The sequence below is a fragment of the Polymorphum gilvum SL003B-26A1 genome, assembly GCF_000192745.1.
In the GTDB taxonomy this organism is placed as follows: domain Bacteria; phylum Pseudomonadota; class Alphaproteobacteria; order Rhizobiales; family Stappiaceae; genus Polymorphum; species Polymorphum gilvum.
The window spans coordinates 1330534-1352461 of record NC_015259.1 but is presented as its reverse complement, the minus strand read 5'-3'; the positions used below and the strand labels follow the sequence as shown (position 1 = coordinate 1352461).

Sequence of the window (21928 nt, the reverse complement as noted above, 5' to 3'; positions counted from 1 at the left end):
TCAAGGCGTTTCTTTGCCGCCCCCCTTGCCTTCCGGCTCGGGCGCCCTGATGCGCAGCAAGTCCTTCATCACGCAGGACGCCTGCACGAAGTCCATCTGACCCGGATAGCGCTCCTTGAGCGTCGACATGCACCGGCCGATGTCGCGCAGCCCGTGCGCGTCGAGGTCGCGGATCGTTTCGGCGCAGATCCGCCGGACATCGTCGTCCTCCATCTGCGGCGGCAGGAACTCGCGGATGATGGCGCTCTCGGTCTCTTCCTGCTCGGCGAGGTCGAGGCGCCCCGCCTCCTCGTATTCGCGCATGGAGACCTCGCGTTGACGCACCATCTTGCGCAGGAACTCCAGGATCTCATCGTCCGCGACACCGTCGCGTCCGCTTTCGCGTGCCGCACTGTCGCGGTCCTTCACGGCTGTCAGGATCAGCCGCAAGGTCGCGGCCCTTCGCTTGTCGCCGGCTTCAAGTGCGTCCTTCAACGACGCACTGATTTGTTCGCGCATCCGATGTCCCCGCTACGCTCAGAGCCGCTCTAGATAGCGGACTGCCTTTCGCATCGCAAGCTGCACACTGACAAGCATCTGATTTTATTGGAATTTATTAGACGCACGCGATATTGACCTGTCTCGCTGCTTCCCCTAGAGTCCCGCGCTTGAAGCACAGGGCAGTGTTCCGGACATCGTTTCCGTTTGCCTGGGCGTGCTGACGCGTATGATGTCACCAACAACACCGAGAAAGCAAGACATGACGACCGCAGACGCGTGGTCCGTTCCGACCGCCACGGCGCTCCTTGTGCTGGCCGACGGAACCGTGATCGAAGGACAAGGCCTCGGCGCCACCGGCGAAGCGGTCGGCGAAGTGTGCTTCAACACCGCGATCACCGGCTATCAGGAAATCCTCACCGATCCGTCCTATGCCGGCCAGATCGTGACGTTCACCTTCCCTCACGTCGGCAACGTCGGAACCAACGACGAGGACATCGAGACGGTCAACATGGCTTCGGTGTCCGGAGTTCGCGGCACGGTGCTGAAGGCCGATGTGACCGATCCCTCCAACTATCGGGCCGGCCGCCGTTTCGACGAATGGCTCAAGGCGCGCGGCATCATCGGCATCTGCGGGGTCGACACCCGCGCGCTCACGGCGCGCATCCGCGAGCGCGGCGTGCCCAATGCCGTCATCGCCCATGCTCCGGACGGAGCCTTCGACATCGAGGCGCTGAAGGCCCGCGCCGCTGCCTGGCCGGGCCTGGAGGGCATGGACCTGGCGCGCGACGTCACCACCGGCCAGAGCCGCGGCTGGGACGAGACGCCGTGGACATGGAACAAGGGCTACGGGCGCCAGGAGGACAGCGAGTTCAACGTCGTTGCCATCGATTACGGCATCAAGCGCAATATCCTGCGTCTTCTGACCGAGGCCGGCTGCAAGGTGACGCTGGTGCCGGCCGAGACGCCTGCCGAGGACATCCTCGCCCACAACCCCGACGGCGTGTTCCTGTCGAACGGCCCCGGCGACCCGGCGGCCACGGGCGACTATGCGGTGCCTGCGATCCGTGCGCTTGTGGAGCGCGACATTCCCGTCTTCGGGATCTGCCTTGGCCACCAGATGCTCGCCCTCGCCCTCGGCGGGCAGACCGTCAAGATGCATCAGGGCCATCACGGCGCGAACCATCCGGTGCACGATCACACCACCGGCAAGGTCGAGATCACCTCGATGAATCACGGCTTCGCAGTCGACCGCGAAAGCCTTCCCGACACGGTCGAGGAGACCCATGTCTCGCTGTTCGACGGCTCCAACTGCGGCATCCGGCTGAAGGGGCGGCCGGTCTTCTCGGTCCAGTACCATCCGGAAGCCTCGCCGGGGCCGCGCGACAGCCACTACCTGTTCCGCCGCTTCACCAACCTGATGCGCGAACGCAAGGGACAGGCGGCGGTCCCGGAACGCTAGAGTCAACGCTAGAGTACCCGTGTTGGTCAAGGCCACGCGGGACCGGATCGGATCCGACCGCAAACGCCGCTCGGCGCAACCGCCACGGCGCGAAAGAACGGCAAAGCCCGGCACTAGGCCGGGCTTTTTCGTGTCGGTATGATCGCACGCTAAGGCAGGGGCAGGCGCTCACGATGCCGCGATGAGCTTCTCCAGCGAGTCGACGACGCTGTCGACCTCTGCGACCTGCTCCTGCAGGAGCGCATGCTGCTCGCGCAGAAGGTCCTGCTGGGTCGCGCAGATCGACTTCAACTCGAGAAGCTGGTCGCGACGCGGCGCACCGCCCTCGACAAGTTTGATGACCCGCCGGATTTCCACGAGGGTCAAGCCGATCTTCTTGGCCTGCAGGATCACCCGCATGCGTCCCACGTCACGCGACGTGTAGAAGCGGCGCGCCCCCTTGCGAACCGGATTGATCAGCCCCTTTTCCTCGTAGAACCTCAAGGTTCTCAGAGTGACGCCAAACAGATCCGACATCTCGGATATCGCGAGGAGCTTGCCCTCGCCGTCATCATCCACAACCGGCCCCGCGATATCAGGGACGATGACCATATTGGTAGCTATACTGTTCATGTTCAAGTCTTGCCCGGTGGTTGATTTTTGTAGCAAAGACCACATCGCATCCGGCACCTGCAGCTTGGCCGCCCACCTCGGCCGCACAGCAGTTCCCACGTTGCCCATCCGCGATGTACTGCCGTCGGGACTTGGAGCGGGTGCCCCGCTTCCCAACCCCAACGACACAGCCAGACCTTACGCGGCTATCACTATCGCATCATTCTAGTGTATTCCGCTTCTCAATTCACGCCTATTTTTACGCTTTCGACCCACCGGAAATTCCGGGAGACGTTTAATTCGGCCTCCGAAATGACGACCGACAGCAAAGTCCTGCTGAAAAATTGAATCCTCCGGAGAGGCAAGGCAGAAAAAGAATATTAATAGAATTGTTCTATTAATTATCGATAATTCAAGACACGTGATTACAATCAAGCAATAGCGGAAGTTACGGATTTAAACAAGTCAAGCTTCAAACACAACCACCGCCACCTGGGAAAGCAGGACCGTTTAGCACATCTCGAATTGCGGGTCTTTTTTGCACCGCAACGTGAACAGGTCTACGACATCATCGCCCATCAATTAAATAACACGTTAAATATATTCTATGCGCGGACATGAATATCGGCAACTCGGCAGGGTTCGTATCCTGAAGAACCTGCAGGCCCTGGCAGGAAGGCTAGGAACCGCGCGGTCAGGCATTGCTAGGAGCGTTTCGTCTGACGCCAAACGCTCGGCGTATCGCCAAACCAGCGCTTTGCCGCACGGGTGAAGTTGCCGACGGCGGAAAAGCCAAGTCGGAACGCGATCTCTGAAATCGCCAGATTGGTATTCTCCAACAGTTCCGACGCCATGTCGCGCCGGATCGTATCGTACAGTTCCTGAAAGGTGACGCCGTTTTCGGACAGTCGCCGCTGCAGCGCCCGCCCGCTCATGCCCAGCGCCCGCGCCACCGTTTCAAGCGACAGGTCGGCATCCGAGATCCGCGTTGCGATTTCCTCCCGCACAAGAGCCGCAATTCCTCCCGGGCAACCCCGATCAGCGAGGCGCCGCTGCGACAACTCCAGCAAGGCGGCGAACAGGGCCTCGTCATGTCTCGGATTCGGGAGAGCCAGGATCTCCGATGGCAGGATGAAGCTGTTCGCCTCCGCCTCGAACTCGACGGTCGGTCCGAATATCTGCCGGTGCAGCCTGGGATCGGCCGGTCGGGATCGGCTCAGACGAACCTCGATCTTTCTGGCGGCCTCGGCTCCGACCTGGGCCTGCAGGCGGGACCGGACAACGGCGGCAATCCGATCGATCACCTGATCCTGCAGGACGACCATGCCGGACAGCTTCCACACCAGTTCCGTGGCCCGGCCAGAACTGCGGATCTCGCAATGCGCCAGATCTATGAGCGAGCGGTGATGGGTCGCGACGACATCCAGAGACGTCCTCAGATCCGGCGCGTAGCCGATGGCCAGCATCAGGGGATGGATCGGGCGCGGCTCGACCGCCTCGGTGCATTTCAACCCCAGAAGCGGTTCATCCAGTCGCTTGGAGGCCAGTTCGATCAGATGGGCGAAATCCTGCAGCGCGATGAAGCGCGAATAAAGATAGCGGCGGGGCGGCAGCGTAACGCCGGCCCACCGGGCAAGATCCTCCAGACGGATCCCGTTTGCTTCTAGAAATATCTCAACACTACGAAGGACGCTTCCAAAAATCTGAGCGGCCTGCTCGCTGCCTTCCTTCGATCTGGGATATTGTTGCTCTTGCATCTGCTGGTTTTACGCACGATACGCGCCAAGATCGCAATCTTGAAGCGCACAACTATTTAGACAAGTTTATCTCGGCGTTGTATATAGACATTCTCGGGCGGATGTGAGCAAAAAAAGTCCACCTTCAGAATCCAGTATCGCTATGGTTATTGTCATTTATAACCATCCGGAAGAATTCGAGTGCAGTTTTAGGCATTCCTGACAATGTCGCCGCCGCCGCCAGCATGACCCATTCGTCCCCCCGCCGTCGCGCCGATGCCTCCGATCCACCTCTGGCAGCGGAACCGTTTTTTTTGCCGGCGAAATGTTCCGTTTGGCCCGAGGCATCGGGATGCTATTCAATCAGGCACGAGGGTTGGCGCAGCGCCGGAAGACCGGCGCGGGGAACGGAATAAATGGCCGAAACGAAGAAATCGTCCGCAAAGGTCGTCATGGGTCCGGAGCAGTTCCGGGAGTGGCGGCGATCCCTTGGCTTGAAGCAGAAGGAAGCTGCGGACCGACTGGGCTTGAAGAAGCGCATGATCCAGTATTACGAAAAGGGTGACCGCGACGGACGGCCTGTGGAAATCCCGAAATCGGTCCGTCTGGCATGCTATGCGCTTGCCAACGGCATTTCGGATTTCGACGGCACCTGCATCGCCCGGACCGAGATCGAAGACCAGCATGCGCCGTCGTCTTCCCCGGACCAGGCGCGCGGCACGGTCGATTGACGGCAATGCGGGGTTTCGCCCGCCCGTTTTATTGCCTATAAGGCGCGCTCAGCCGACAATGCACCTCCACCCAGGAACGTGCCCGCAAGCGCCGCACCGCCGCCGCGCCCCGGGCCGATGCGAGCGACGATGCCCAAACGCACAGACATTTCTTCCATCCTGATCATCGGCGCTGGCCCGATCGTCATCGGACAGGCCTGCGAATTCGACTATTCGGGCACGCAGGCCTGCAAGGCCCTGCGCGAAGAAGGCTATCGGATCATCCTGGTCAACTCCAATCCGGCGACGATCATGACCGACCCGGAACTGGCCGATGCCACCTACATCGAGCCGATCACGCCCGAGATCGTGGCCAAGATCATCGAAAAGGAGCGCCCCGACGCCCTGCTGCCGACGATGGGCGGACAAACGGCGCTCAATTGCGCTCTCGACCTCGAGCGCGAAGGGGTGCTGGCGAAATTCGGCGTCGAGATGATCGGCGCGCGCGCCGACGTCATCGAAAAGGCGGAGGACCGCGAGAAGTTCCGCGCCGCCATGGATGCCATCGGCCTCGAAAACCCGCGCGCGGCGATCGCTTCCTCGCCGGCGATCCGGGACGAGAACGGCAAGATCGTCGGCTATGACCGCAACGCCGGCTTCATGGAAGCGCTCAAGGCATTGGACGAGATCGGACTGCCGGCCATCATCCGTCCGGCCTTCACGCTCGGCGGCACTGGCGGCGGCGTCGCCTACAACCGTGAAGAGTTCGAGACCATCGCCCGTTCGGGCATCGACGCCTCGCCGGTCGGCCAGGTCCTGATCGACGAGAGTCTGCTGGGCTGGAAGGAGTACGAAATGGAAGTCGTCCGCGACAAGGCGGACAACTGCATCATCATCTGCTCGATCGAGAACGTCGACCCGATGGGCGTGCACACGGGCGATTCCATCACCGTCGCGCCAGCCCTGACGCTGACCGACAAGGAATACCAGATCATGCGCGACGCCTCGATCGCGGTGCTGCGCGAGATCGGGGTGGAAACCGGCGGCTCCAACGTCCAGTTCGCAGTCGACCCGGAGAGCGGCCGGCTCGTCGTCATCGAGATGAACCCGCGCGTGTCGAGGTCCTCGGCTCTCGCCTCCAAGGCGACCGGATTCCCGATCGCCAAGATCGCGGCCAAGCTCGCCGTCGGCTACACGCTCGACGAACTGGAGAACGACATCACCGGCGGAGCCACCCCGGCGTCCTTCGAACCCTCGATCGATTACGTCGTCACCAAGATCCCGCGCTTCGCCTTCGAGAAGTTCCCCGGTTCCGAACCGGTGCTGACCACCGCGATGAAATCCGTCGGCGAGGTGATGGCCATCGGCCGCACCTTCGCCGAGAGCCTCCAGAAGGCCCTGCGCGGCCTGGAAACAGGGCTGACCGGCCTCGACGAGGTCGACATCCCCGGCCTCGGCCAGGGCGACGACAAGAACGCCATCCGCGCCGCCATATCGACCCCGACCCCGACCCGCCTGCTCAACGTCGCCCAGGCAATCCGGCTCGGCACCCCGGTCGACCAGGTCCACCAACTGTGCGGCATCGATCCGTGGTTCCTCGAACAGATCCGCCACATCGTCGAGATGGAGGCGAGAATCCGCACCCAGGGCCTGCCTGGAAACGCACCGATGCTGCGCCGCCTGAAGGGCATGGGCTTTTCCGACGCTCGCCTCGCCGCCCTTGCCGGCCTCGACGAGGAGGACATCGCGAAACGGCGTACCGAACTCGGCGTGCATCCGGTCTACAAGCGGATCGACACTTGCGCCGCGGAGTTCGCTTCCCCGACCGCCTACATGTACTCCACCTACGAGGAGCCCTTCGCGGGCACCCTTGCCGATGAGTGCAAGCCGTCGGACCGCAAGAAGGTGATCATCCTCGGTGGCGGCCCGAACCGGATCGGTCAGGGCATCGAATTCGACTACTGCTGCTGCCATGCCTGCTTCGCCCTCGAGGAGGCCGGCTACGAATCGATCATGATCAACTGCAATCCGGAGACGGTTTCGACCGACTACGACACCTCGGACCGGCTCTATTTCGAGCCGCTGACCGCCGAGGACGTGCTCGAGATCATCCGCGCCGAACAGTCCAATGGCACGCTGCACGGCGTCATCGTCCAGTTCGGCGGCCAGACTCCGCTGAAGCTCGCCCAGGCCCTGGTCAAGGCGGACGTGCCGATCCTCGGAACCTCGCCCGACATGATCGATCTGGCCGAGGACCGCGACCGTTTCCAGAAGCTGCTCACCAGACTCGGTCTGAAACAGCCGCAGAACGGCATCGCCTACTCCGTCGAGCAGGGCCGGCTGATCGCCGGCCAGCTCGGCCTGCCGCTGGTCGTGCGTCCCTCCTACGTTCTCGGCGGACGGGCCATGCAGATCATCCGTGACGAGGAGGCCCTGAACTCCTACCTCCTCGGCACCCTGCCCGAACTCATCCCCGGAGACATCCGCGCCAAGTATCCGAACGACAAGACCGGCCAGATCAACACGCTGCTGGGCACCAACCCGCTGCTGTTCGACCGCTATCTGGACGGCGCCATCGAGGTCGATGTCGATGCGCTGTGCGACGGCAAGGACGTGTTCGTCTGCGGCATCATGGAGCACATCGAGGAAGCCGGCATCCATTCCGGCGACAGCGCCTGCTCCCTGCCGCCCTATTCGCTGTCAAAGGATCTCATCGCGGAGCTGAAGCGCCAGACCGAGGCCCTCGCCAGGGCCCTTCAGGTCGGCGGCCTGATGAACGTGCAGTACGCGATCCGCGACGGCGAGATATACGTGCTGGAGGTCAATCCGCGCGCCTCGCGCACGGTGCCTTTCGTGGCCAAGACCATCGGCGCGCCGATCGCCAAGATCGCCAGCCGGATCATGGCCGGCGAGAGCCTCGCGTCCTTCGGTCTGACCGAGAACACCTACAGCCACGTCGCCGTCAAGGAAGCCGTGTTCCCCTTCGCCCGCTTCCCTGGCGTCGATACGGTTCTCGGTCCGGAAATGCGCTCGACCGGCGAGGTGATGGGCCTCGACCGGGCTTTCGCCACCGCCTTCGCCAAGTCGCAGATCGCCAGCGGCACCGGCGTTCCGGAGGGCGGCACGGTCTTCATCTCCATGCGCGACCAGGACAAGGCAGGCGTGGTCGATGCGGTGCGCCGGCTGGAACGCCTCGGTTTCCGGATCATCGCCACCAGTGGCACGCAGCGCTATCTGGAAGCCCAGGGAATTGCCTGCGCAAAGATAAACAAGGTGCTTGAAGGCCGCCCGCACATCGTCGATGCTATCAAGAACGGAGAGGTCCAGCTCGTCTTCAACACAACCGAAGGCGCGCAGGCCTTGTCCGACAGCCGGTCGATGCGCCGCGCCGCCTTGCTGCACAAGGTGCCCTACTACACGACCCTTGCCGGGGCCGTGGCTGCAGCGAAAGGCATTGAGGCGTACAAGTCCGGCAGCCTTGAAGTGAGACCGCTCCAGTCCTACTTCGCCTGAGGCTCATCCATCCGCAATCCGGCCGGGACGAACACCGGCTGGATTGTATTTTTTGTGACGCATGGCCCGACTGGCCGGGCCCCTATACCTGAAGGTCCAAGACCAATGGAAAAAGTTCCGATGACCGCCGCCGGATACGCGATGCTCCAAGCGGAGTTGAAGGAACGCACCTCGGTCGAACGTCCGCGGATCGTCGAAGCGATTTCCGAAGCGCGCGCCCACGGCGACCTGTCGGAAAATGCGGAATACCATGCCGCTAAGGAAGCCCAGAGCCACAACGAGGGCCGCATTGCCGAACTGGAGGACAAGCTCGGCCGCGCCGAGATCATCGACGTCTCCAAACTGTCCGGCGACACGGTGAAATTCGGCGCCACGGTCACCCTCATCGACGAGGATACCGAGGAAGAAAAGCAGTACATGATCGTCGGCGACGTCGAAGCCGACGTGAAGCAGGGCAAGATCTCGATCTCCTCCCCCATCGCGCGCGCCCTGATCGGCAAGTCGGTGGGCGACAGCGTCGAGGTCTCCGCGCCCGGCGGATCGCGCTCCTACGAGATCGAGGACATCAAGTTCATCTGAGCGCGCCAGCTGCGCGACGCAGCATTCGTCCGGCTACCGGTCGATCGGAACTGCGGCCTCGTCCTTGGTGCGCCGAATCGTTAGGGCGGTGCGCACGCTGTCGACGTTGGGTGCCGCGGTCAGTTCGCGGATGATGAAGTTCTGGAACGACTGCAGGTCGGGCGCCACGCATTTCAGCAGGAAATCGACCTCACCCGACAGCATGTAGCATTCGCGCACGATCGGCCAGGAATTCACGGTCTGCTCAAAGGCGATGAGGTCCGCCTCGGTCTGGCTGTGCAGCCCGACCATGGCGAAGGCGGTGACGTCATAGCCAAGCTGCTTTTCGTCGAGCAGGGTGCGATAGCCGCGGATCAGGCCGGCCTCCTCGAGCGCACGCACACGCCGCAGGCAAGGCGGCGCGGATATGCCGACACGACGCGCCAATTCGACGTTGGTCATCCGGCCATCTTGCTGAAGTTCCTTCAGAATGTGCCAGTCGATCGCATCAAGCCGTGCTTTCAAGTAGATCTCCTTGCCGCCCCGGCGGCACTGTTGGCGGCACGGCGCGCGCAGCACGCCGGCGCCCTGTCGGACGGCCGCGGCGCGGCGTCTTGCGCCCACCCCGGCTGGATGGCTGCGAATTATGATTTTTTTCGCATTCCTGCAAGACTATAACAAAACCGCGCATGATTCAGAAAGATCCCGAAACGCCGGCGACCGAACGGCCCCGAACTGTCTGGGTGTTGACCGACGGCAAGGCCGGCGACGAGGCCCAGTGCATCGGCGTTGCGGAAGCCCTCGAGGCCCCCTTCGAATGCCGGCGCGTGGCGCCGCGCGCGCCCTTCGTCTGGCTGATGCCGTGGGGTCCGATCGATCCGGCCGAGTCCGAAGATCGTCCTGAGAGTCCCTTGAAACCGCCCTACCCGGACCTTGCCATCGCCTCCGGTCGGCGGGCCGTTCCCTACCTGCGCCGCCTGAAGCGCCTCAGCGGCGGGAAGACCTTCACCGTCTTCCTCAAGGACCCCCTGACCGGTCCCGGCACAGCGGATCTGATCTGGGTACCCGAGCACGACCGCCTGCGCGGTGCCAACGTGCTGGTGGCGGTCACCGGCCCGCACCGTTTCTCGGCGGCGGCGTTCGCCGCCGCGCGCGCCACCGTCCATCCGCAGATCGATGCCCTGCGCTCGCCCCGCCTCGCCGTCCTCGTCGGCGGCAACAGTCGCCACCACCGCTTCACGCCCGACGACATCGCCCGCTTCGCCGTCGGCCTCGAGCGCCTCGCCGCAGATGGAGCGGCGCTGATGATCACCACGTCGCGCCGGACGCCCGCCACACTCCTCGACAGGCTGCGCGATCTTGCCCGGACCGGCGGCCACTATCTGTGGACGGGCGACGGCGACAATCCGCTCGTCGCCATGCTCGCCAAGGCCGACGCCGTCGTCGCAACGGCCGATTCGACCAACATGATCGGCGAGGCGGCTGCGACCGGAAAACCCGTGCATGTCTTCCGGCCGAACGGCGGGCATCGAAAAATCGACCGCTTCTTGGGGAATTTGGACCGCCTCGGGATCATTCACCCCTTTCCCGGACCGCTTAAAACGACTACCTACGAGCCGCTGAACAGCACGCCGCTGATCGCCGAGGCCATCCTGTCCGCCTTCGCGAACGCCCGACGCAGGTCTGGCTGATGCGGTGGCCGCGTCGGACGGCGGCGTGACGCACCACGAAGGACAGGCCACAGAAGGACAGGCCGCAGAACGACGGGGCGGACCGGACATGGCGACAGAAAACGTCAAGCTTCTCATCATCGGATCGGGACCGGCCGGCTACACTGCCGCGATCTATGCCGCCCGCGCCATGCTCGAGCCGACCCTCGTTGCCGGCATCCAGCCCGGCGGTCAGCTCACCATCACCACCGAGGTGGAGAACTACCCCGGCTTCGCCGAGCCTATCCAGGGCCCATGGCTGATGGAGCAGATGCAGAAGCAGGCCGAGCACGTCGGCACGCGCATCCTGTACGACACCATCACCGAGGTCGACCTGAGCAGGCGTCCGTTTCGCGCCGTCGCCGACAGCGGCACGGTATTCCTTGCCGAAGCGCTCGTGATCGCCACCGGCGCCCAGGCGCGCTGGCTCGGCATTCCCTCCGAAGAGGCCTTCATGGGCGCCGGCGTGTCCGCCTGCGCCACCTGCGACGGCTTCTTCTACCGCGGCAGGGAGGTCGTGGTGGTCGGCGGCGGCAATTCCGCAGTCGAGGAGGCGCTCTACTTGGCCAATCTCGCGTCGAAGGTCACCGTGGTGCACCGGCGCGACAGCTTCCGCTCCGAGCGCATCCTGCAGGAGCGCCTGTTCCGGAACCCGAAGATCGAGGTGATCTGGGACAGCGTCGTCGACGAGATCCTCGGCGGCGGCATGCCCAAGGCGGTCACCGGCGTGCGCCTGAAGAACGTCAGGACGGGCGAGACCCGGGAGTTCGCCACCGATGGTGTCTTCATCGCCATCGGCCACGCCCCATCGGTCGACTTGTTCCGCGGCCAGCTGGCGCTGAAGCCGAACGGCTACATCCTGACCGAAGCCGACTCCACGCGCACCTCCGTCCCCGGCGTTTTCGCTGCGGGCGACGTCACCGACGACGTCTATCGCCAGGCCGTGACCGCCGCCGGGATGGGCTGCATGGCCGCCCTTGAAGCGGAGAAGTTTCTCGCCGAACATGGCGGCGCCGCTACGGCAGCCGCGCAATAGGCGAATCGCTCGGCCGAACGACGCGCCCTGGAGGCAAGAAAATGGACTGGGACAAGCTGCGTATTTTCCATGCCGCCGCCCAGGCGGGCAGTTTCACCCATGCTGGCGACAGCCTGAACATGAGCCAGTCCGCCGTCAGCCGCCAGGTCAGCGCGCTGGAACAGGATCTCGGCGTGCCGCTGTTTCACCGCCACGCGCGCGGCCTGCTGCTCACCGAACAGGGTGAACTGCTCTACCGCACCGCGCGCGAGGTGCTGATGAAGCTGGAGGCCGTACGAACCCGTCTGACCGACACCCGCGAGAAGCCCTCAGGCGTGCTGCGCGTCACCACCACGGTAGGCCTCGGGTCGACCTGGCTGACGTCGCGCATCAACGAATTCATCGATCTCTACCCCGAGATGGAGTTGCGCCTGATCTTCGACGACGACGAACTCGACCTCTCGATGCGCGAAGCCGATGCTGCGATCCGCCTGCGCCAGCCGACTCAGCCCGACCTCATCCAGCGCAAGCTGTTCACGGTGCATTTCCATCTCTATGCCTCTCCGCAGTACCTTCAGCGCTACGGCACGCCGAAGAGCATCGAGGATCTCGACGAGCATCGCATCGTCACCTTCGGAGAACATGCGCCGGTCTATCTGCGCGACATGAACTGGCTTGAGACCGCCGGGCGCTCGCCCGCAGACCCACGCCGCTGCGTGCTGCGCGTCAACAACGTGGTGGCCATCAAGCGGGCCGTGCAGAGAGGCGTCGGCATCGCCATTCTGCCGGACTACATCATTGAGAATGATTCCGCCCTCGTGCCGCTCTTGGCCGAGCTCGAGGACAAGATCCCGAGTTTCGACACCTATTTCGTCTATCCATCCGAACTCAAGAACACGGCCCGCATCACCGCGTTTCGCGATTTCCTGCTGGCCAAGGCCGAACGCTGGTCGTATTGATCGACCTTTCGACCGCCTGAATGCACAATTATTCGCCAGCGCCTAGTTTGGCGGCAACTCAATCCCTCTCGGGTGGCGTTATCTTTCCCGATTGGCCGCCTTTTCCGGATAAAGCCAATCTTTTCTCGCCAATGGCGCATGCCGGCATGACGAGCCATTCGGTTAACGCATAGCAGCCCTGCGCACATGCCGCTTGTTTGATCACCTTGTGCACTGCATATAAGCAGCACTGTTGGTTCTGCGGCGCTGCACTTTCCTCCCAGCAGCGCCAAATCAGCCAGCTGTTCCCCTCTGGAAGGTGATCTCACCACGATGTGGTGGATCGAAATAACTGCCGGGTCTCTGACCCGGCATTTTTTTTGGTTCCGTCCTGTCTTGTCCGTCTACGGCGACCGCCCCCACAACAGTCTCTGCGGCGGAAGGTCGCGGTTCACCTCTGGATTATGCTCGACCCCGCCCCCATATACGCAAGGACGATGCACAACCTGACATCGTTTCCCCTCCCAGTGCTCCGCGCCGCCCCCAGCGCGGAACAAACTGAAAGGGGCCGGTTGAAACAAGACCGGCCCCTTCTCTTTTCCCGCGTGCCGCCCCCTACATGAACAGCGTCTCGCCCTCCAGCCCGGCATAGAGGCCGGCCACCTGCTCGGCGTAGCCGTTGTAGAGCTGCGTCGGAACCCGCTCTCCGGTGCCCAGCACCTCCTCGCTCGCCTGGCTCCAGCGTGGATGCGGCACGTCGGGATTGACGTTCGCCCAGAAGCCGTACTCGGCCGGCTGGATCGCCTCCCAGAAGCTGACCGGGCGCGTGTCGGTGAAGGTGATGCGCACGATCGACTTGATCGACTTGAAACCGTATTTCCACGGCAGCACGAGGCGGATCGGCGCGCCGTTCTGTCTCGGCAGCGGCTTGCCGTAGATCCCCGTCGCGACGAAGGCGAGGTCGTTGGTCGCCTCCTCGAGCGTCACTCCCTCGACATAGGGCCAGGGATACCAGCTCTGCTTCTGTCCGCTCGCCACGCTCGGGTTGTTGAAAGTTTCGAAGCGCAGGTACTTCGCGCCAGCCTGCGGCCCCGCCAGCCTGACAAGGTCGCTCAGGGCGAAGCCCGACCACGGCACGGCCATGGACCACGCCTCGACGCAGCGCAGGCGGTAGAGCCGCTCTTCAAGGGGCACCTTCCTCAGCAGGTCGTCGATGGCGATCGTCTGCGGCGTGTCGACCAGGCCGTCGATGACCACCGCCCAGGGCCGGATCGGCAGCGCCCGGGCTGCACGCGCGATCTGCTTGTGCGAGCCGAACTCGTAGAAATTGTTGTAGCTCGTCGCAAGGGCCTCGTCAGTGACGGCGCGGTCGAGTGCGAAGGCCGGATTGCGCGTCACCGGATAGAGCCCTGCGCTCGGGTCGTCTTCGGCGAACGCCCGCCTCGACACGACGCCGCCGGCCAGAAGGGCCCCCGCGCCGGCCATCCCGGCAAGCACCTTGCGCCGGTTCAAGTAGACGTCCTCGGGCGTGGCGAGATGTTCGGGCATCTCCCAGCCGCGTTTTCGGATGATCGTCATGGGGTCGTCTCTCGCGTTGTCGGATCCAGCAATGGCCAAGCGCGCTTCAAAAGCAAATAACGCCCCGGTGAGGTGTGGGAGACAGCGGTTCTCCGGCGCCTGCGCAGAGCATCGCGACGCGCGACAAGGCTGCGGCCCCGCGTCGAAGCGAGGCGGGGCCGCGGGAGCCGTGGCCGGCGCTGCCTTGCCGCTCAGGCCGCCTGCCTGCCGCTGCGCGCCAGCGCCTGATCGGCCGCCTTGCCGGTCAGTTCGGCCAGGTGGTCGAAGCGCTTCGTGTAGCTGGCGACACCCGCCGTCGCGGAGCGCAGTTCGACGATCAGATCGCCGATGTCCGCCTCCGGCATCAGCGCGCGCACTTCGTCCCAGCCGTCCCAGCCGGGCCGCCCGTCGAAGCCGAGCAACTGCCCGCGCCGGCCCGAGATGATGGCGTTGATGCGCGGCGTCGCTTCCGACGGACAGGCGACGGTGACCTCGTGGATCGGCTCCAGCAGCACCGGCTTGCATTGCGGCAAGCCTTCGCGCATGGCCAGGATCGCCGCCATCTTGAAGGCTTGGTCGGAACTATCAACCGAATGGTAGGAGCCGTCGGTCAGCGTCACCGCGATGTCGACCACCGGGAAGCCGAGCGGTCCCTGGTTGAGCGCCTCGGCCACGCCGTCGCGGACCGACGGGATGTACTGCTTGGGCACCACGCCGCCGGTGATGGTGTCGGAGAAGACGAAACCCTCGCCGCGCGGCAGGGGCCGGATCTCCAGCGCGGCGTCGCCGAACTGGCCGTGCCCCCCGGACTGCTTCTTGTGCCGGCCGCGCACCGAAGTCGCCGCCCGGATCGTCTCGCGATAGGGCACGGCCGGGGCATGGACCTCCAGCGACAGGCCGTACTTGCCCTTCAACCGCTCCTGCGCCACGCGCAGATGCATCTCGCCCTGCCCTTCCAGCAGCGTCTCGCCGGTCTCCTGGGCATGGGTAAAGCGGTAGGACGGATCCTCCTCCACCAGCTTGGTCAGGGCGGACGACAGCTTGACCTCGTCCTTGCGCTCGGCCGCTGCAACCGCCAGTCCGAGCACCGGCTCGGGCGGCGCCAGCGGCGCCAACTGGGCCGCCGGCGCCTTGCCGACGCCGAGCGTCTCGCCGGTCGCGACGCCCTCCAGCTTGCCGAGGCCGACGGTTTCGCCGGCGGTCGCCGCCGCGCGCTTGCTCGCCTGCTGGCCCGTCAGGCTGAAGACGCCCGACACCTTCGCTTCGCTGCCGTCGGCACGCACGAGCATCGTGGCGTCGCCGACCGTTCCCGACAGGACACGCGCCAGCGACAGCTTGCCGCCGTGCGGCGTGTGCAGCGTCTTGATCACCTGTACCGCATCGACGCCTTCGGCGAGCCCGAGGCGCGCGCGTGTGCTGGCGATCCCCGGCCCCTCGTGGCGGAGCGCCTTCATCAGCCGCAGGATGCCGTTGCCGTGCTCGGCCGAACCGATGAACACCGGGCAGATCAAGCCGTCGCGCATCTCCGTCACCAGATCGGCGAAGACCCGCTCCCGTCCCGGCGCCATGTCCTCCAGCAGCGCTTCCATCAGCACGTCGTCGTGGTCGGCCAGCCGCTCCAGCATCGAGAAGCGCGCTTCCACCTCGCGCGCCTGCTCGTCGTCGGGAATGTCGATCACCAGGCTCTCGGCGTGTTCGCGGTAGACGAACGCCCGCTCGAGGGCGAGATCGATGAAGCCCATCGCGATGCCCTGCTTCCAGATCGGGATCTGGCGCAGGACCAGTGGAACCGCCGAGGCCGGCTGCAGCACCTCCAGAACCTCGCGCACCCGCCGGTCGGCCTTGTCGATCTTGTTCAGGAACAGCACGCGCGGCATCCGGCGCGCTTCCAGCGCCTTCAGGATCAGTTGCAGGGCCGGAACCTTTTTCTCGTCGGCCTCGGCCACGACGATGGCCATGTCGACGCCGCCGAGCACGCCGTCTGTCTCGGTCAGGAACTCGACCGATCCCGGACAGTCGATGAAGGTATAGCGGTCGCCCAGATAGTCGGTGTCGGCGAAGTTGGCCTCCACGCTCATGGCATGGGCGCGCGCCTCGGGCGAGGCGTCGCCGACCGTGTTACCGCCGGCGACGGTACCCTGTCGGGAAATGGCCCCCGTGCGTGCCAGGATCGCCTCCAGGAGCGTCGTCTTGCCGCTGGCGAACGGCCCGACGATGGCAATGCACCGGGGCCCGGCTACTCTGCCGTCGGCCGGGTCTCCATGAACGTCTCCCATGATGTCGTCTCCCGTTGGCTTGGGTTGCCAGCGCGGCCGCGGCGACACAGGGATGGCGCCGCACGAAATGCGCCGCCGCCCGCCTTGCGGGCGGACTGTCATCGTCGCGCCGATCGGCGCAGCCGGCAAGGGAATACTGTGTCGCAGCGCAGCACGGTCAGCAGCAGCCGTCGGGGCTGCCCATCGCGGCCGGCAATGCCTATCTATCCGTCAGAACCTCCAAAACCGGGCCGAACCCGGCACCGTCGCACGGAGAACCGCATGTCGATGCCCATCGACCCGGACCATGCCACACGCGCCCGCATCGCCCGCGTGCTCGCCGTCCTGCTTGTCGCCGTCACCCTGCCGCCTGCTCCCGCTGCCGCGGATCTGTACCTGGCGCAAACGTCGGAACTGCGGGATCGGTCGGGACCGCCGCAGGGCCGGCTGCCAGAGCCGAGTTCGCTGATGGAGCAGAGCCGGCGCAAGCTGGACGACGCCCTGCGCCAGCGCCAGCAGGCGGAGCAGGAAAGGCTTCAGGAGCGGGCGCGCCGGCTGGCGGAGCCGTGCCCCTCGTCCTCCAACCCCGGCTGCCGCGAGATCGACCGGGAAACCGTACCGCGGCGATGAAAAGGCCCGCCAGTGCGGCGGGCCTCGGCCCTCGATGCCCAACTTCGATCAGTTGATCGGCGTCAGGGTCATCCGGCTGACGCCAAGCGTCAGGTTCGTGCCGGCCTGGCTCTCGACGCTGAACGGATTGAGCGCGATCGACCGGTCGAGCCCGCCGACGAGAGCGTTGGCCTGCAGCCCCACGCCGAGGCTCGCCCCGGCGGTGACGCCGGCATAGGTACCGGCCAGGGTACCGGGACGCATGTCGGCGCTCGGCGCGAGCACCCCCCACACCAGCGTCGCATCGCGGCTGGTGCCGATGTCGAGGCCGAATTCGGACACCGTGCCGGAATAGAACTCCACCGGCGCGCCGCTGGCCGGCTTGAAGTTACAGCCGAGCCTATGGGTCGATCCGATGATGAAGCTGGATTCTCCCTCCACGGCGCAGGTCAGCACGCCGACCTGGACCCCGGGCGCCCGGTCCTGGGCGAGCGCGGGCGCAGCGGCGACGAGACCGGCGGCAACGGCAAGGCTTGCGATGCGGAACATGCATGTCTCCTGGGTTCGAATGCGGGAACGGCGATGCCATCGGCCCGCGAAGGACGGCCATGATCGGAAAACGGTCGCCACGCGCGAAGGTTCCTCCTGATTGCGTCGGCATCGCGGCAAGGCGCACGAAAAGGGGCGGATCGCTCCGCCCCTCGTGTGGTCTGCCGTCGGCCGGGTTATGTCAGGTTGCCGCAGAAGCGCTGGATGCGCGTGCAGGCCTCTTCCAGGGCCTCGGTCGAGGTCGCGTAGGAGATGCGGAAGTTCGGCCCGAGGCCGAAGGCCGAGCCGTGCACCACCGCAACGCCCTCCGCCTCCAGCAATTCGGTGACGAAATCCTCGTCGGTGGCGATCACCTTGCCGGACGGCGCGGTCTTGCCGATGCACCCCTCGCAGGACGGGAACACGTAGAACGCCCCTTCCGGCACCGGGCAGGCGATGCCCTTGGCCTGGTTCAGCATGGAAACGACAAGATCGCGCCGTGCCTTGAAGATCTCGTTGTTCCTCGGGATGAAGTCCTGCGGGCCGTTGAGCGCCTCGACCGCGGCATATTGGGCGATCGAACAGGGGTTCGAGGTCGACTGCGACTGCACGGTCGCGATCGCCTTGATCAGGGCGACCGGGCCGGCGGCGTAGCCGATCCGCCAGCCGGTCATCGCATAGGCCTTGGAGACGCCGTTGACGGTCAGCGTGCGCTCGTAAAGCGACGGCTCGACCTGGGCCGGCGTGGTGAACTCGAACGCGTCGTAGACGAGATGCTCGTACATGTCGTCGCTCATGATCCACACGTGCGGGTGCTTCACCAGCACGTCGGTCAGCGCCTTCAGCTCGGCACGCGTGTAGGCGGCGCCCGACGGGTTCGAGGGCGAGTTGAAGATGAACCATTTGGTCTTCGGCGTGATCGCCGCCTCGAGCGCCGCCGCCGTGATCTTGAAGGTCGTCTTGTCGGCCTCGACGATCACCGGCGTTCCGCCGGCCAGTTCCACCATGTCCGGATAGCTCACCCAGTACGGCGTCGGGATGATCACCTCGTCGCCCGGGTTGATGGTCGCCACCAGCGCGTTGTAGAGCACCTGCTTGCCGCCGGTGCCGACGGTGACCTGCGCCGGCGTGTAGGTCAGGCCGTTCTCGCGCTTGAACTTGGCGCAGATCGCCTCCTTCAGCTCCGGAATGCCGTCGACCGCGGTGTACTTGGTCTTGCCCTCGTTGATCGCCTTGATCGCCGCCGCCTTGATGTTGTCCGGCGTGTCGAAGTCCGGCTCGCCCGCGCCGAGACCGATGACGTCCCTGCCGGCGGCCTTCAGCTCCCGCGCCTTGTTGGTGACCGCGATGGTCGCGGACGGTTTCACGCGCGCCAGCGCATCGGCGATAAAGCCCATCATGCCCTCCGTGGGAGAATTGGGGTATTCCAAGCGCGCGGACCCTAGTGCCACAGCCTGGTCTGCGCAAGAGGAACTGTCGCCGCCGCCGGGCACAATCCGCCGGCCGTCTGGCGCTTTTGGTCCCCGCGGCCCGAACTCAGGCCTTGGCCTCAAGCAGGAGCTTCGGCGACTCCTCGTCCTCTTCGAACAGCACCGCCCGCAGCCGCTTGTTCTTGGACACGCCGTCCAGGCTGTTGACGACCACCGACTGCGGCACGCCGGTGCCCTTCTTGGCCGCGTCGAGCAGGGTCGCGTAGCTGCGCGGATGCAGCAGTGTCTCGGTCACCGGCTGGTCGTCCATCACCTGCTGCGTCAGTTGGTAGGCCTTGCGCGCGGCCTTGTTGGCCGCAACGATCTTGCGCGTCTTGGTATCGATCACCAGCGCGGCCGTGCTGAACAGGTCGAAGACCCTGGCGAAATCCGTATGCGATCCCTCGCCCGGCTCGGCCGAGAACAGCACACCGCCGATGGTCTCGCTGATCCTGAAATACATGACGTTGTAGTTCAGGTTGACGGTGTCGCCCTTGGGCAACTGGAACCGCCCGCGCCCGGACGCGTTCGCCCGCCTCGCCAGCGACGTCAGCACCAGCGAGGTAAGCGTCTTGCCGACCCGTTTGGGGATATGCGCGATGTTGCGCCCCAGGCACAGGCTCGGGTCCTCGATCTGGAACGTCTGGAAGAAACCGGAGCTGGCGTAGCGGATGTAGCCGTAGTTGTCGATCGTCAGCACGGCCCGGTTCGAGTTCTCGACGAAATGACGGATGATCGGCGCCAGACCGCGCACGATGCTGCCGACGTCTCGCTCGCTGCCGTCCAGCATCGGATAGCAGACGACGAAGGTCTGCCCGGCGTCCGTTTCGTGGCGATAGCTCGCCAGGGACATGCCCGACGGACCGTTCTGCAGCCCCATGCCGACCTCAAGTGGTCCCGCCTTGCCCTTGCGGATGGCGCCATGGATCAGGCTGAGGATGTTCTTCTGGTCCTGCGGCGTCAGCAGGCGCATCGCGTCGCCGAACGGCGCGGCCAGCAGGCGGCCTCCCGTACCCTCGAAGCTGAGCGATCCCGTCTCCAGCCACATCAGCGTCTTGGCATTGACGTCGGCGAGAAAGAAGTGCAGCCCGGCAAGGCGAAGCGCCGGACCCGGTTCCGTTCCGCCTTCGGCGGCAGCGGTCGTTGCCGGCGCGTCCTTCTCGATGTCCGCGGTCGCGGCCATCCGGGCGTTTGCCTTCACGTTCATATGGTCGACCTGTCCATCGCTCCCGAGGCGGTGTCCCCTGCGGACTGTCAGCTTGGCCGCAAAATGCAAAAAAGAGGTGAACTTTCCCGCACAAGCCTTAGCGATCGGGGGCAGGACTCGATCCGAGGCGCCTGCCCGCGGCCACAAATCGGTCACGAAAAGACACATGAAACGCCGCGGTCGGAGCGAAACGCCGTCCCATTTGGCACCCACTGTGATCGGGTCTGGGCACTACAGGAAAGGACCCGTCATGAACGGACCGTCTTTCGATGACAGCCACCGTGCAAACCGCACGGCGCCCGCCGGCTCCAGCCTGGTGCTGGCATCGGCTTGGGCCGCAGGACTGACTGCCGCAGGACTTTTCGCCCTGGCTGCCCCGTTTCACCCGATGCTCGCGCTGCTCGTCGCCGGATTCCTGGCCATGGCCGCGCTGACCGGCCTTCTGTGGCACCGCCTTGAGCGCGACATCCGCCTCCTGCCGACCGCGAGCGGGCGTCGGCGGACGGGCTCTGCCGGAGACTGGTCAGGAGAATGGTGATGGCGACCCGGCCCTTCGGCGACATGCCCACGGCACCGCAGCTTCGCACCGAGGAACGGGAAACCGGCCTGCGTCCGCTTGGCTACGCGATCGCCCTCGGCGTGGCGCTCGCCATCGCGATGTCGCTCGGCGGCGGACTTCTGTTCGAGGGACCGGCCCCGGCCTCGAAGCCCGGCGCCGGGAGCACAACGCCGGACACCGCGCAAACCGCTGCCGGCTAATCTCCCAACCGGGGAAGGGCCAGGACCGGCAACGCCAAACGCCACGCAGCGTGCCGGTCCCGGCCGCACCAGGTCCGCCCCCTGATTTCCAATCAAGATCAATCGCTTACCTCAACTGATCGGGCAAGCAATTGTGTTCTGTTTCCATCGTATACGGGAAACCGAGCGCGGTTCAAGGCGCATGCCCGCTCGCCGGCGAATTCCGTTCCGGCTACAACCCGGCGGCTCGCCATGAGGGCGAATGCGCAGTTGCACTTCCCTTGGGCAGAGGGGATAACAAAGAAACGATGATCGGAGATAGAGAGCAATGCCCGTTGACCTCAACCTGTCGGCAGAGACCATCCGGATGTTTGCCCAGAAGGCGCGTGCCGCGTCGTCTGCGCTTGAGGATGCCTTCGAGAACGGCCGCGAGGGCGACATCGAGTTCGATCCCGAAACCCTGTCCGACACCCATCACCACGACGGCCTCGCCGAAGAAGAAATCGAGGATCTCAGCGAGGAGGAATTGCGGGAACTGATCGACGACCTCAATGTCGACGAAGCCGCCGAACTGGTCGCCATCGTCTGGATCGGCCGCGGCGACTTCGACGCCTCCGACTTCGAACAGGCGGTCGAGGAAGCGCGCGAACGCGCCGTCACCGCAACGTCGAAATACCTGCTCGGCATGCCTATGCTCGCCGACTATCTGGAAAGCGGGCTGGAAGCGCTCGAGATGTGATTGCCTCCGTTGTCGGTGTCGCCCGGGCGGAAATCTCTGGATAACCGGAAAACGGCATTCCTTGCTGCGTTAACCTTCTGCTAACCATGATGGAGGTTCCTTAGGGTCTGCCCGACG

General features: G+C 64.9%; 20 protein-coding genes. 11 read left to right on the top strand and 9 right to left on the bottom strand.

The genetic code is table 11. From position 1 onward, the window contains the following. Positions 1-498, bottom strand: coding sequence for a GatB/YqeY domain-containing protein (locus SL003B_RS06395; RefSeq protein WP_013652010.1), 498 nt, complete (start codon positions 496-498; stop codon positions 1-3). A gap of 241 nt (positions 499-739) precedes the next feature. Here SL003B_RS06395 and carA point away from each other — a divergent pair, with 241 nt between their 5' ends. Then, positions 740-1939 (top strand): glutamine-hydrolyzing carbamoyl-phosphate synthase small subunit, encoded by a 1200-nt coding sequence (carA, locus tag SL003B_RS06390; protein ID WP_013652009.1) that lies wholly within the window; start codon positions 740-742, stop codon positions 1937-1939. A gap of 168 nt (positions 1940-2107) precedes the next feature. On the opposite strand, the gene SL003B_RS06385 is transcribed toward carA, so the two are convergent. Both SL003B_RS06385 and SL003B_RS06380 read right to left on the bottom strand, forming a co-directional pair. Continuing rightward, on the bottom strand, positions 2108-2650 hold the full coding sequence (locus tag SL003B_RS06385) for a MerR family transcriptional regulator (RefSeq protein ID WP_242390340.1): 543 nt from the start codon (positions 2648-2650) through the stop codon (positions 2108-2110). Positions 2651-3234: 584 nt separating this feature from the next. Beyond that, the gene (locus SL003B_RS06380; RefSeq protein WP_013652007.1) at positions 3235-4287 is read right to left on the bottom strand and encodes an AraC family transcriptional regulator; all 1053 of its coding nucleotides are present in this window, start codon (positions 4285-4287) and stop codon (positions 3235-3237) included. Between the two features lie 395 nt (positions 4288-4682). Here SL003B_RS06380 and SL003B_RS22700 point away from each other — a divergent pair, with 395 nt between their 5' ends. The 3 genes from SL003B_RS22700 to greA all read left to right on the top strand — a co-directional run bounded on the left by SL003B_RS22700 (position 4683) and on the right by greA (position 9068). Further along, positions 4683-4997, top strand: a complete 315-nt coding sequence (locus tag SL003B_RS22700; protein WP_013652006.1) for a helix-turn-helix domain-containing protein — start codon at positions 4683-4685, stop codon at positions 4995-4997. A 129-nt stretch (positions 4998-5126) separates the two neighbouring features. Beyond that, complete coding sequence (carB, locus tag SL003B_RS06370; protein ID WP_013652005.1) at positions 5127-8489, top strand: carbamoyl-phosphate synthase large subunit; 3363 nt, start codon at positions 5127-5129, stop codon at positions 8487-8489. 105 nt (positions 8490-8594) lie between these two features. Beyond that, on the top strand, positions 8595-9068 hold the full coding sequence (greA, locus tag SL003B_RS06365; RefSeq protein WP_041375408.1) for a transcription elongation factor GreA: 474 nt from the start codon (positions 8595-8597) through the stop codon (positions 9066-9068). Between the two features lie 33 nt (positions 9069-9101). On the opposite strand, the gene SL003B_RS06360 is transcribed toward greA, so the two are convergent. Beyond that, complete coding sequence (locus SL003B_RS06360) at positions 9102-9572, bottom strand: Lrp/AsnC family transcriptional regulator (RefSeq protein ID WP_013652003.1); 471 nt, start codon at positions 9570-9572, stop codon at positions 9102-9104. 164 nt (positions 9573-9736) lie between these two features. Here SL003B_RS06360 and SL003B_RS06355 point away from each other — a divergent pair, with 164 nt between their 5' ends. The 3 genes from SL003B_RS06355 to SL003B_RS06345 all read left to right on the top strand — a co-directional run bounded on the left by SL003B_RS06355 (position 9737) and on the right by SL003B_RS06345 (position 12730). After that, a complete protein-coding gene (locus SL003B_RS06355) occupies positions 9737-10738 on the top strand; it encodes a mitochondrial fission ELM1 family protein (RefSeq protein WP_013652002.1) in 1002 nt (333 codons plus the stop codon). 88 nt (positions 10739-10826) lie between these two features. Beyond that, positions 10827-11792 (top strand): thioredoxin-disulfide reductase, encoded by a 966-nt coding sequence (gene trxB, locus SL003B_RS06350; RefSeq protein WP_013652001.1) that lies wholly within the window; start codon positions 10827-10829, stop codon positions 11790-11792. A gap of 41 nt (positions 11793-11833) precedes the next feature. After that, complete coding sequence (locus SL003B_RS06345) at positions 11834-12730, top strand: LysR family transcriptional regulator (protein ID WP_013652000.1); 897 nt, start codon at positions 11834-11836, stop codon at positions 12728-12730. A 594-nt stretch (positions 12731-13324) separates the two neighbouring features. Here SL003B_RS06345 and msrP read toward each other — a convergent pair. After that, positions 13325-14287: a protein-methionine-sulfoxide reductase catalytic subunit MsrP gene (msrP, locus tag SL003B_RS06340; RefSeq protein ID WP_013651999.1), complete on the bottom strand. Its 963-nt coding sequence runs from the start codon at positions 14285-14287 to the stop codon at positions 13325-13327. 191 nt (positions 14288-14478) lie between these two features. Beyond that, positions 14479-16542 (bottom strand): elongation factor G, encoded by a 2064-nt coding sequence (locus SL003B_RS06335; protein ID WP_013651998.1) that lies wholly within the window; start codon positions 16540-16542, stop codon positions 14479-14481. 261 nt (positions 16543-16803) lie between these two features. On the opposite strand from SL003B_RS06335, the gene SL003B_RS06330 reads away from it, so the two are divergent. Further along, on the top strand, positions 16804-17151 hold the full coding sequence (locus SL003B_RS06330; protein WP_013651997.1) for a hypothetical protein: 348 nt from the start codon (positions 16804-16806) through the stop codon (positions 17149-17151). A 48-nt stretch (positions 17152-17199) separates the two neighbouring features. Here SL003B_RS06330 and SL003B_RS06325 read toward each other — a convergent pair whose 3' ends face one another. The 3 genes from SL003B_RS06325 to SL003B_RS06315 form a co-directional block, all read right to left on the bottom strand. Then, positions 17200-17679 (bottom strand): DUF992 domain-containing protein, encoded by a 480-nt coding sequence (locus SL003B_RS06325; protein ID WP_013651996.1) that lies wholly within the window; start codon positions 17677-17679, stop codon positions 17200-17202. Between the two features lie 176 nt (positions 17680-17855). Then, on the bottom strand, positions 17856-19055 hold the full coding sequence (locus tag SL003B_RS06320) for a pyridoxal phosphate-dependent aminotransferase (RefSeq protein WP_013651995.1): 1200 nt from the start codon (positions 19053-19055) through the stop codon (positions 17856-17858). A 139-nt stretch (positions 19056-19194) separates the two neighbouring features. Continuing rightward, positions 19195-20334, bottom strand: a complete 1140-nt coding sequence (locus SL003B_RS06315) for a nitrogen regulation protein NR(II) (protein ID WP_013651994.1) — start codon at positions 20332-20334, stop codon at positions 19195-19197. A 250-nt stretch (positions 20335-20584) separates the two neighbouring features. On the opposite strand from SL003B_RS06315, the gene SL003B_RS06310 reads away from it, so the two are divergent. The 3 genes from SL003B_RS06310 to SL003B_RS06300 all read left to right on the top strand — a co-directional run bounded on the left by SL003B_RS06310 (position 20585) and on the right by SL003B_RS06300 (position 21811). After that, positions 20585-20872 carry a hypothetical protein gene (locus SL003B_RS06310; protein ID WP_013651992.1) on the top strand — a complete coding sequence of 96 codons (288 nt, stop codon included), beginning with the start codon at positions 20585-20587 and terminating at the stop codon, positions 20870-20872. Further along, entirely contained in the window at positions 20872-21093 is a 222-nt protein-coding gene (locus SL003B_RS06305; RefSeq protein WP_013651991.1) for a hypothetical protein, read from the top strand. Before SL003B_RS06310 ends, SL003B_RS06305 begins: the two co-directional genes overlap by 1 nt. Before the next feature lie 307 nt (positions 21094-21400). Beyond that, a complete protein-coding gene (locus SL003B_RS06300) occupies positions 21401-21811 on the top strand; it encodes a DUF3775 domain-containing protein (protein ID WP_013651990.1) in 411 nt (136 codons plus the stop codon). Positions 21812-21928 lie beyond the last annotated feature (117 nt).

Bases quoted from the DNA above. Each gene is read 5' to 3' on its own strand.
- greA (WP_041375408.1), top strand. From the start codon at position 8,595: ATGGAAAAAGTTCCGATGACCGCCGCCGGATACGCGATGCTCCAAGCG.
- SL003B_RS06355 (WP_013652002.1), top strand. From the start codon at position 9,737: ATGATTCAGAAAGATCCCGAAACGCCGGCGACCGAACGGCCCCGAACT.
- SL003B_RS22700 (WP_013652006.1), top strand. From the start codon at position 4,683: ATGGCCGAAACGAAGAAATCGTCCGCAAAGGTCGTCATGGGTCCGGAG.
- msrP (WP_013651999.1), bottom strand. From the start codon at position 14,287: ATGACGATCATCCGAAAACGCGGCTGGGAGATGCCCGAACATCTCGCC.
- SL003B_RS06300 (WP_013651990.1), top strand. From the start codon at position 21,401: ATGCCCGTTGACCTCAACCTGTCGGCAGAGACCATCCGGATGTTTGCC.
- SL003B_RS06395 (WP_013652010.1), bottom strand. From the start codon at position 498: ATGCGCGAACAAATCAGTGCGTCGTTGAAGGACGCACTTGAAGCCGGC.
- SL003B_RS06305 (WP_013651991.1), top strand. From the start codon at position 20,872: ATGGCGACCCGGCCCTTCGGCGACATGCCCACGGCACCGCAGCTTCGC.
- SL003B_RS06315 (WP_013651994.1), bottom strand. From the start codon at position 20,334: ATGAACGTGAAGGCAAACGCCCGGATGGCCGCGACCGCGGACATCGAG.
- SL003B_RS06325 (WP_013651996.1), bottom strand. From the start codon at position 17,679: ATGTTCCGCATCGCAAGCCTTGCCGTTGCCGCCGGTCTCGTCGCCGCT.
- trxB (WP_013652001.1), top strand. From the start codon at position 10,827: ATGGCGACAGAAAACGTCAAGCTTCTCATCATCGGATCGGGACCGGCC.
- SL003B_RS06345 (WP_013652000.1), top strand. From the start codon at position 11,834: ATGGACTGGGACAAGCTGCGTATTTTCCATGCCGCCGCCCAGGCGGGC.
- SL003B_RS06320 (WP_013651995.1), bottom strand. From the start codon at position 19,055: ATGGGCTTTATCGCCGATGCGCTGGCGCGCGTGAAACCGTCCGCGACC.
- SL003B_RS06330 (WP_013651997.1), top strand. From the start codon at position 16,804: ATGTCGATGCCCATCGACCCGGACCATGCCACACGCGCCCGCATCGCC.
- carB (WP_013652005.1), top strand. From the start codon at position 5,127: ATGCCCAAACGCACAGACATTTCTTCCATCCTGATCATCGGCGCTGGC.
- SL003B_RS06380 (WP_013652007.1), bottom strand. From the start codon at position 4,287: ATGCAAGAGCAACAATATCCCAGATCGAAGGAAGGCAGCGAGCAGGCC.
- SL003B_RS06335 (WP_013651998.1), bottom strand. From the start codon at position 16,542: ATGGGAGACGTTCATGGAGACCCGGCCGACGGCAGAGTAGCCGGGCCC.
- SL003B_RS06310 (WP_013651992.1), top strand. From the start codon at position 20,585: ATGAACGGACCGTCTTTCGATGACAGCCACCGTGCAAACCGCACGGCG.
- carA (WP_013652009.1), top strand. From the start codon at position 740: ATGACGACCGCAGACGCGTGGTCCGTTCCGACCGCCACGGCGCTCCTT.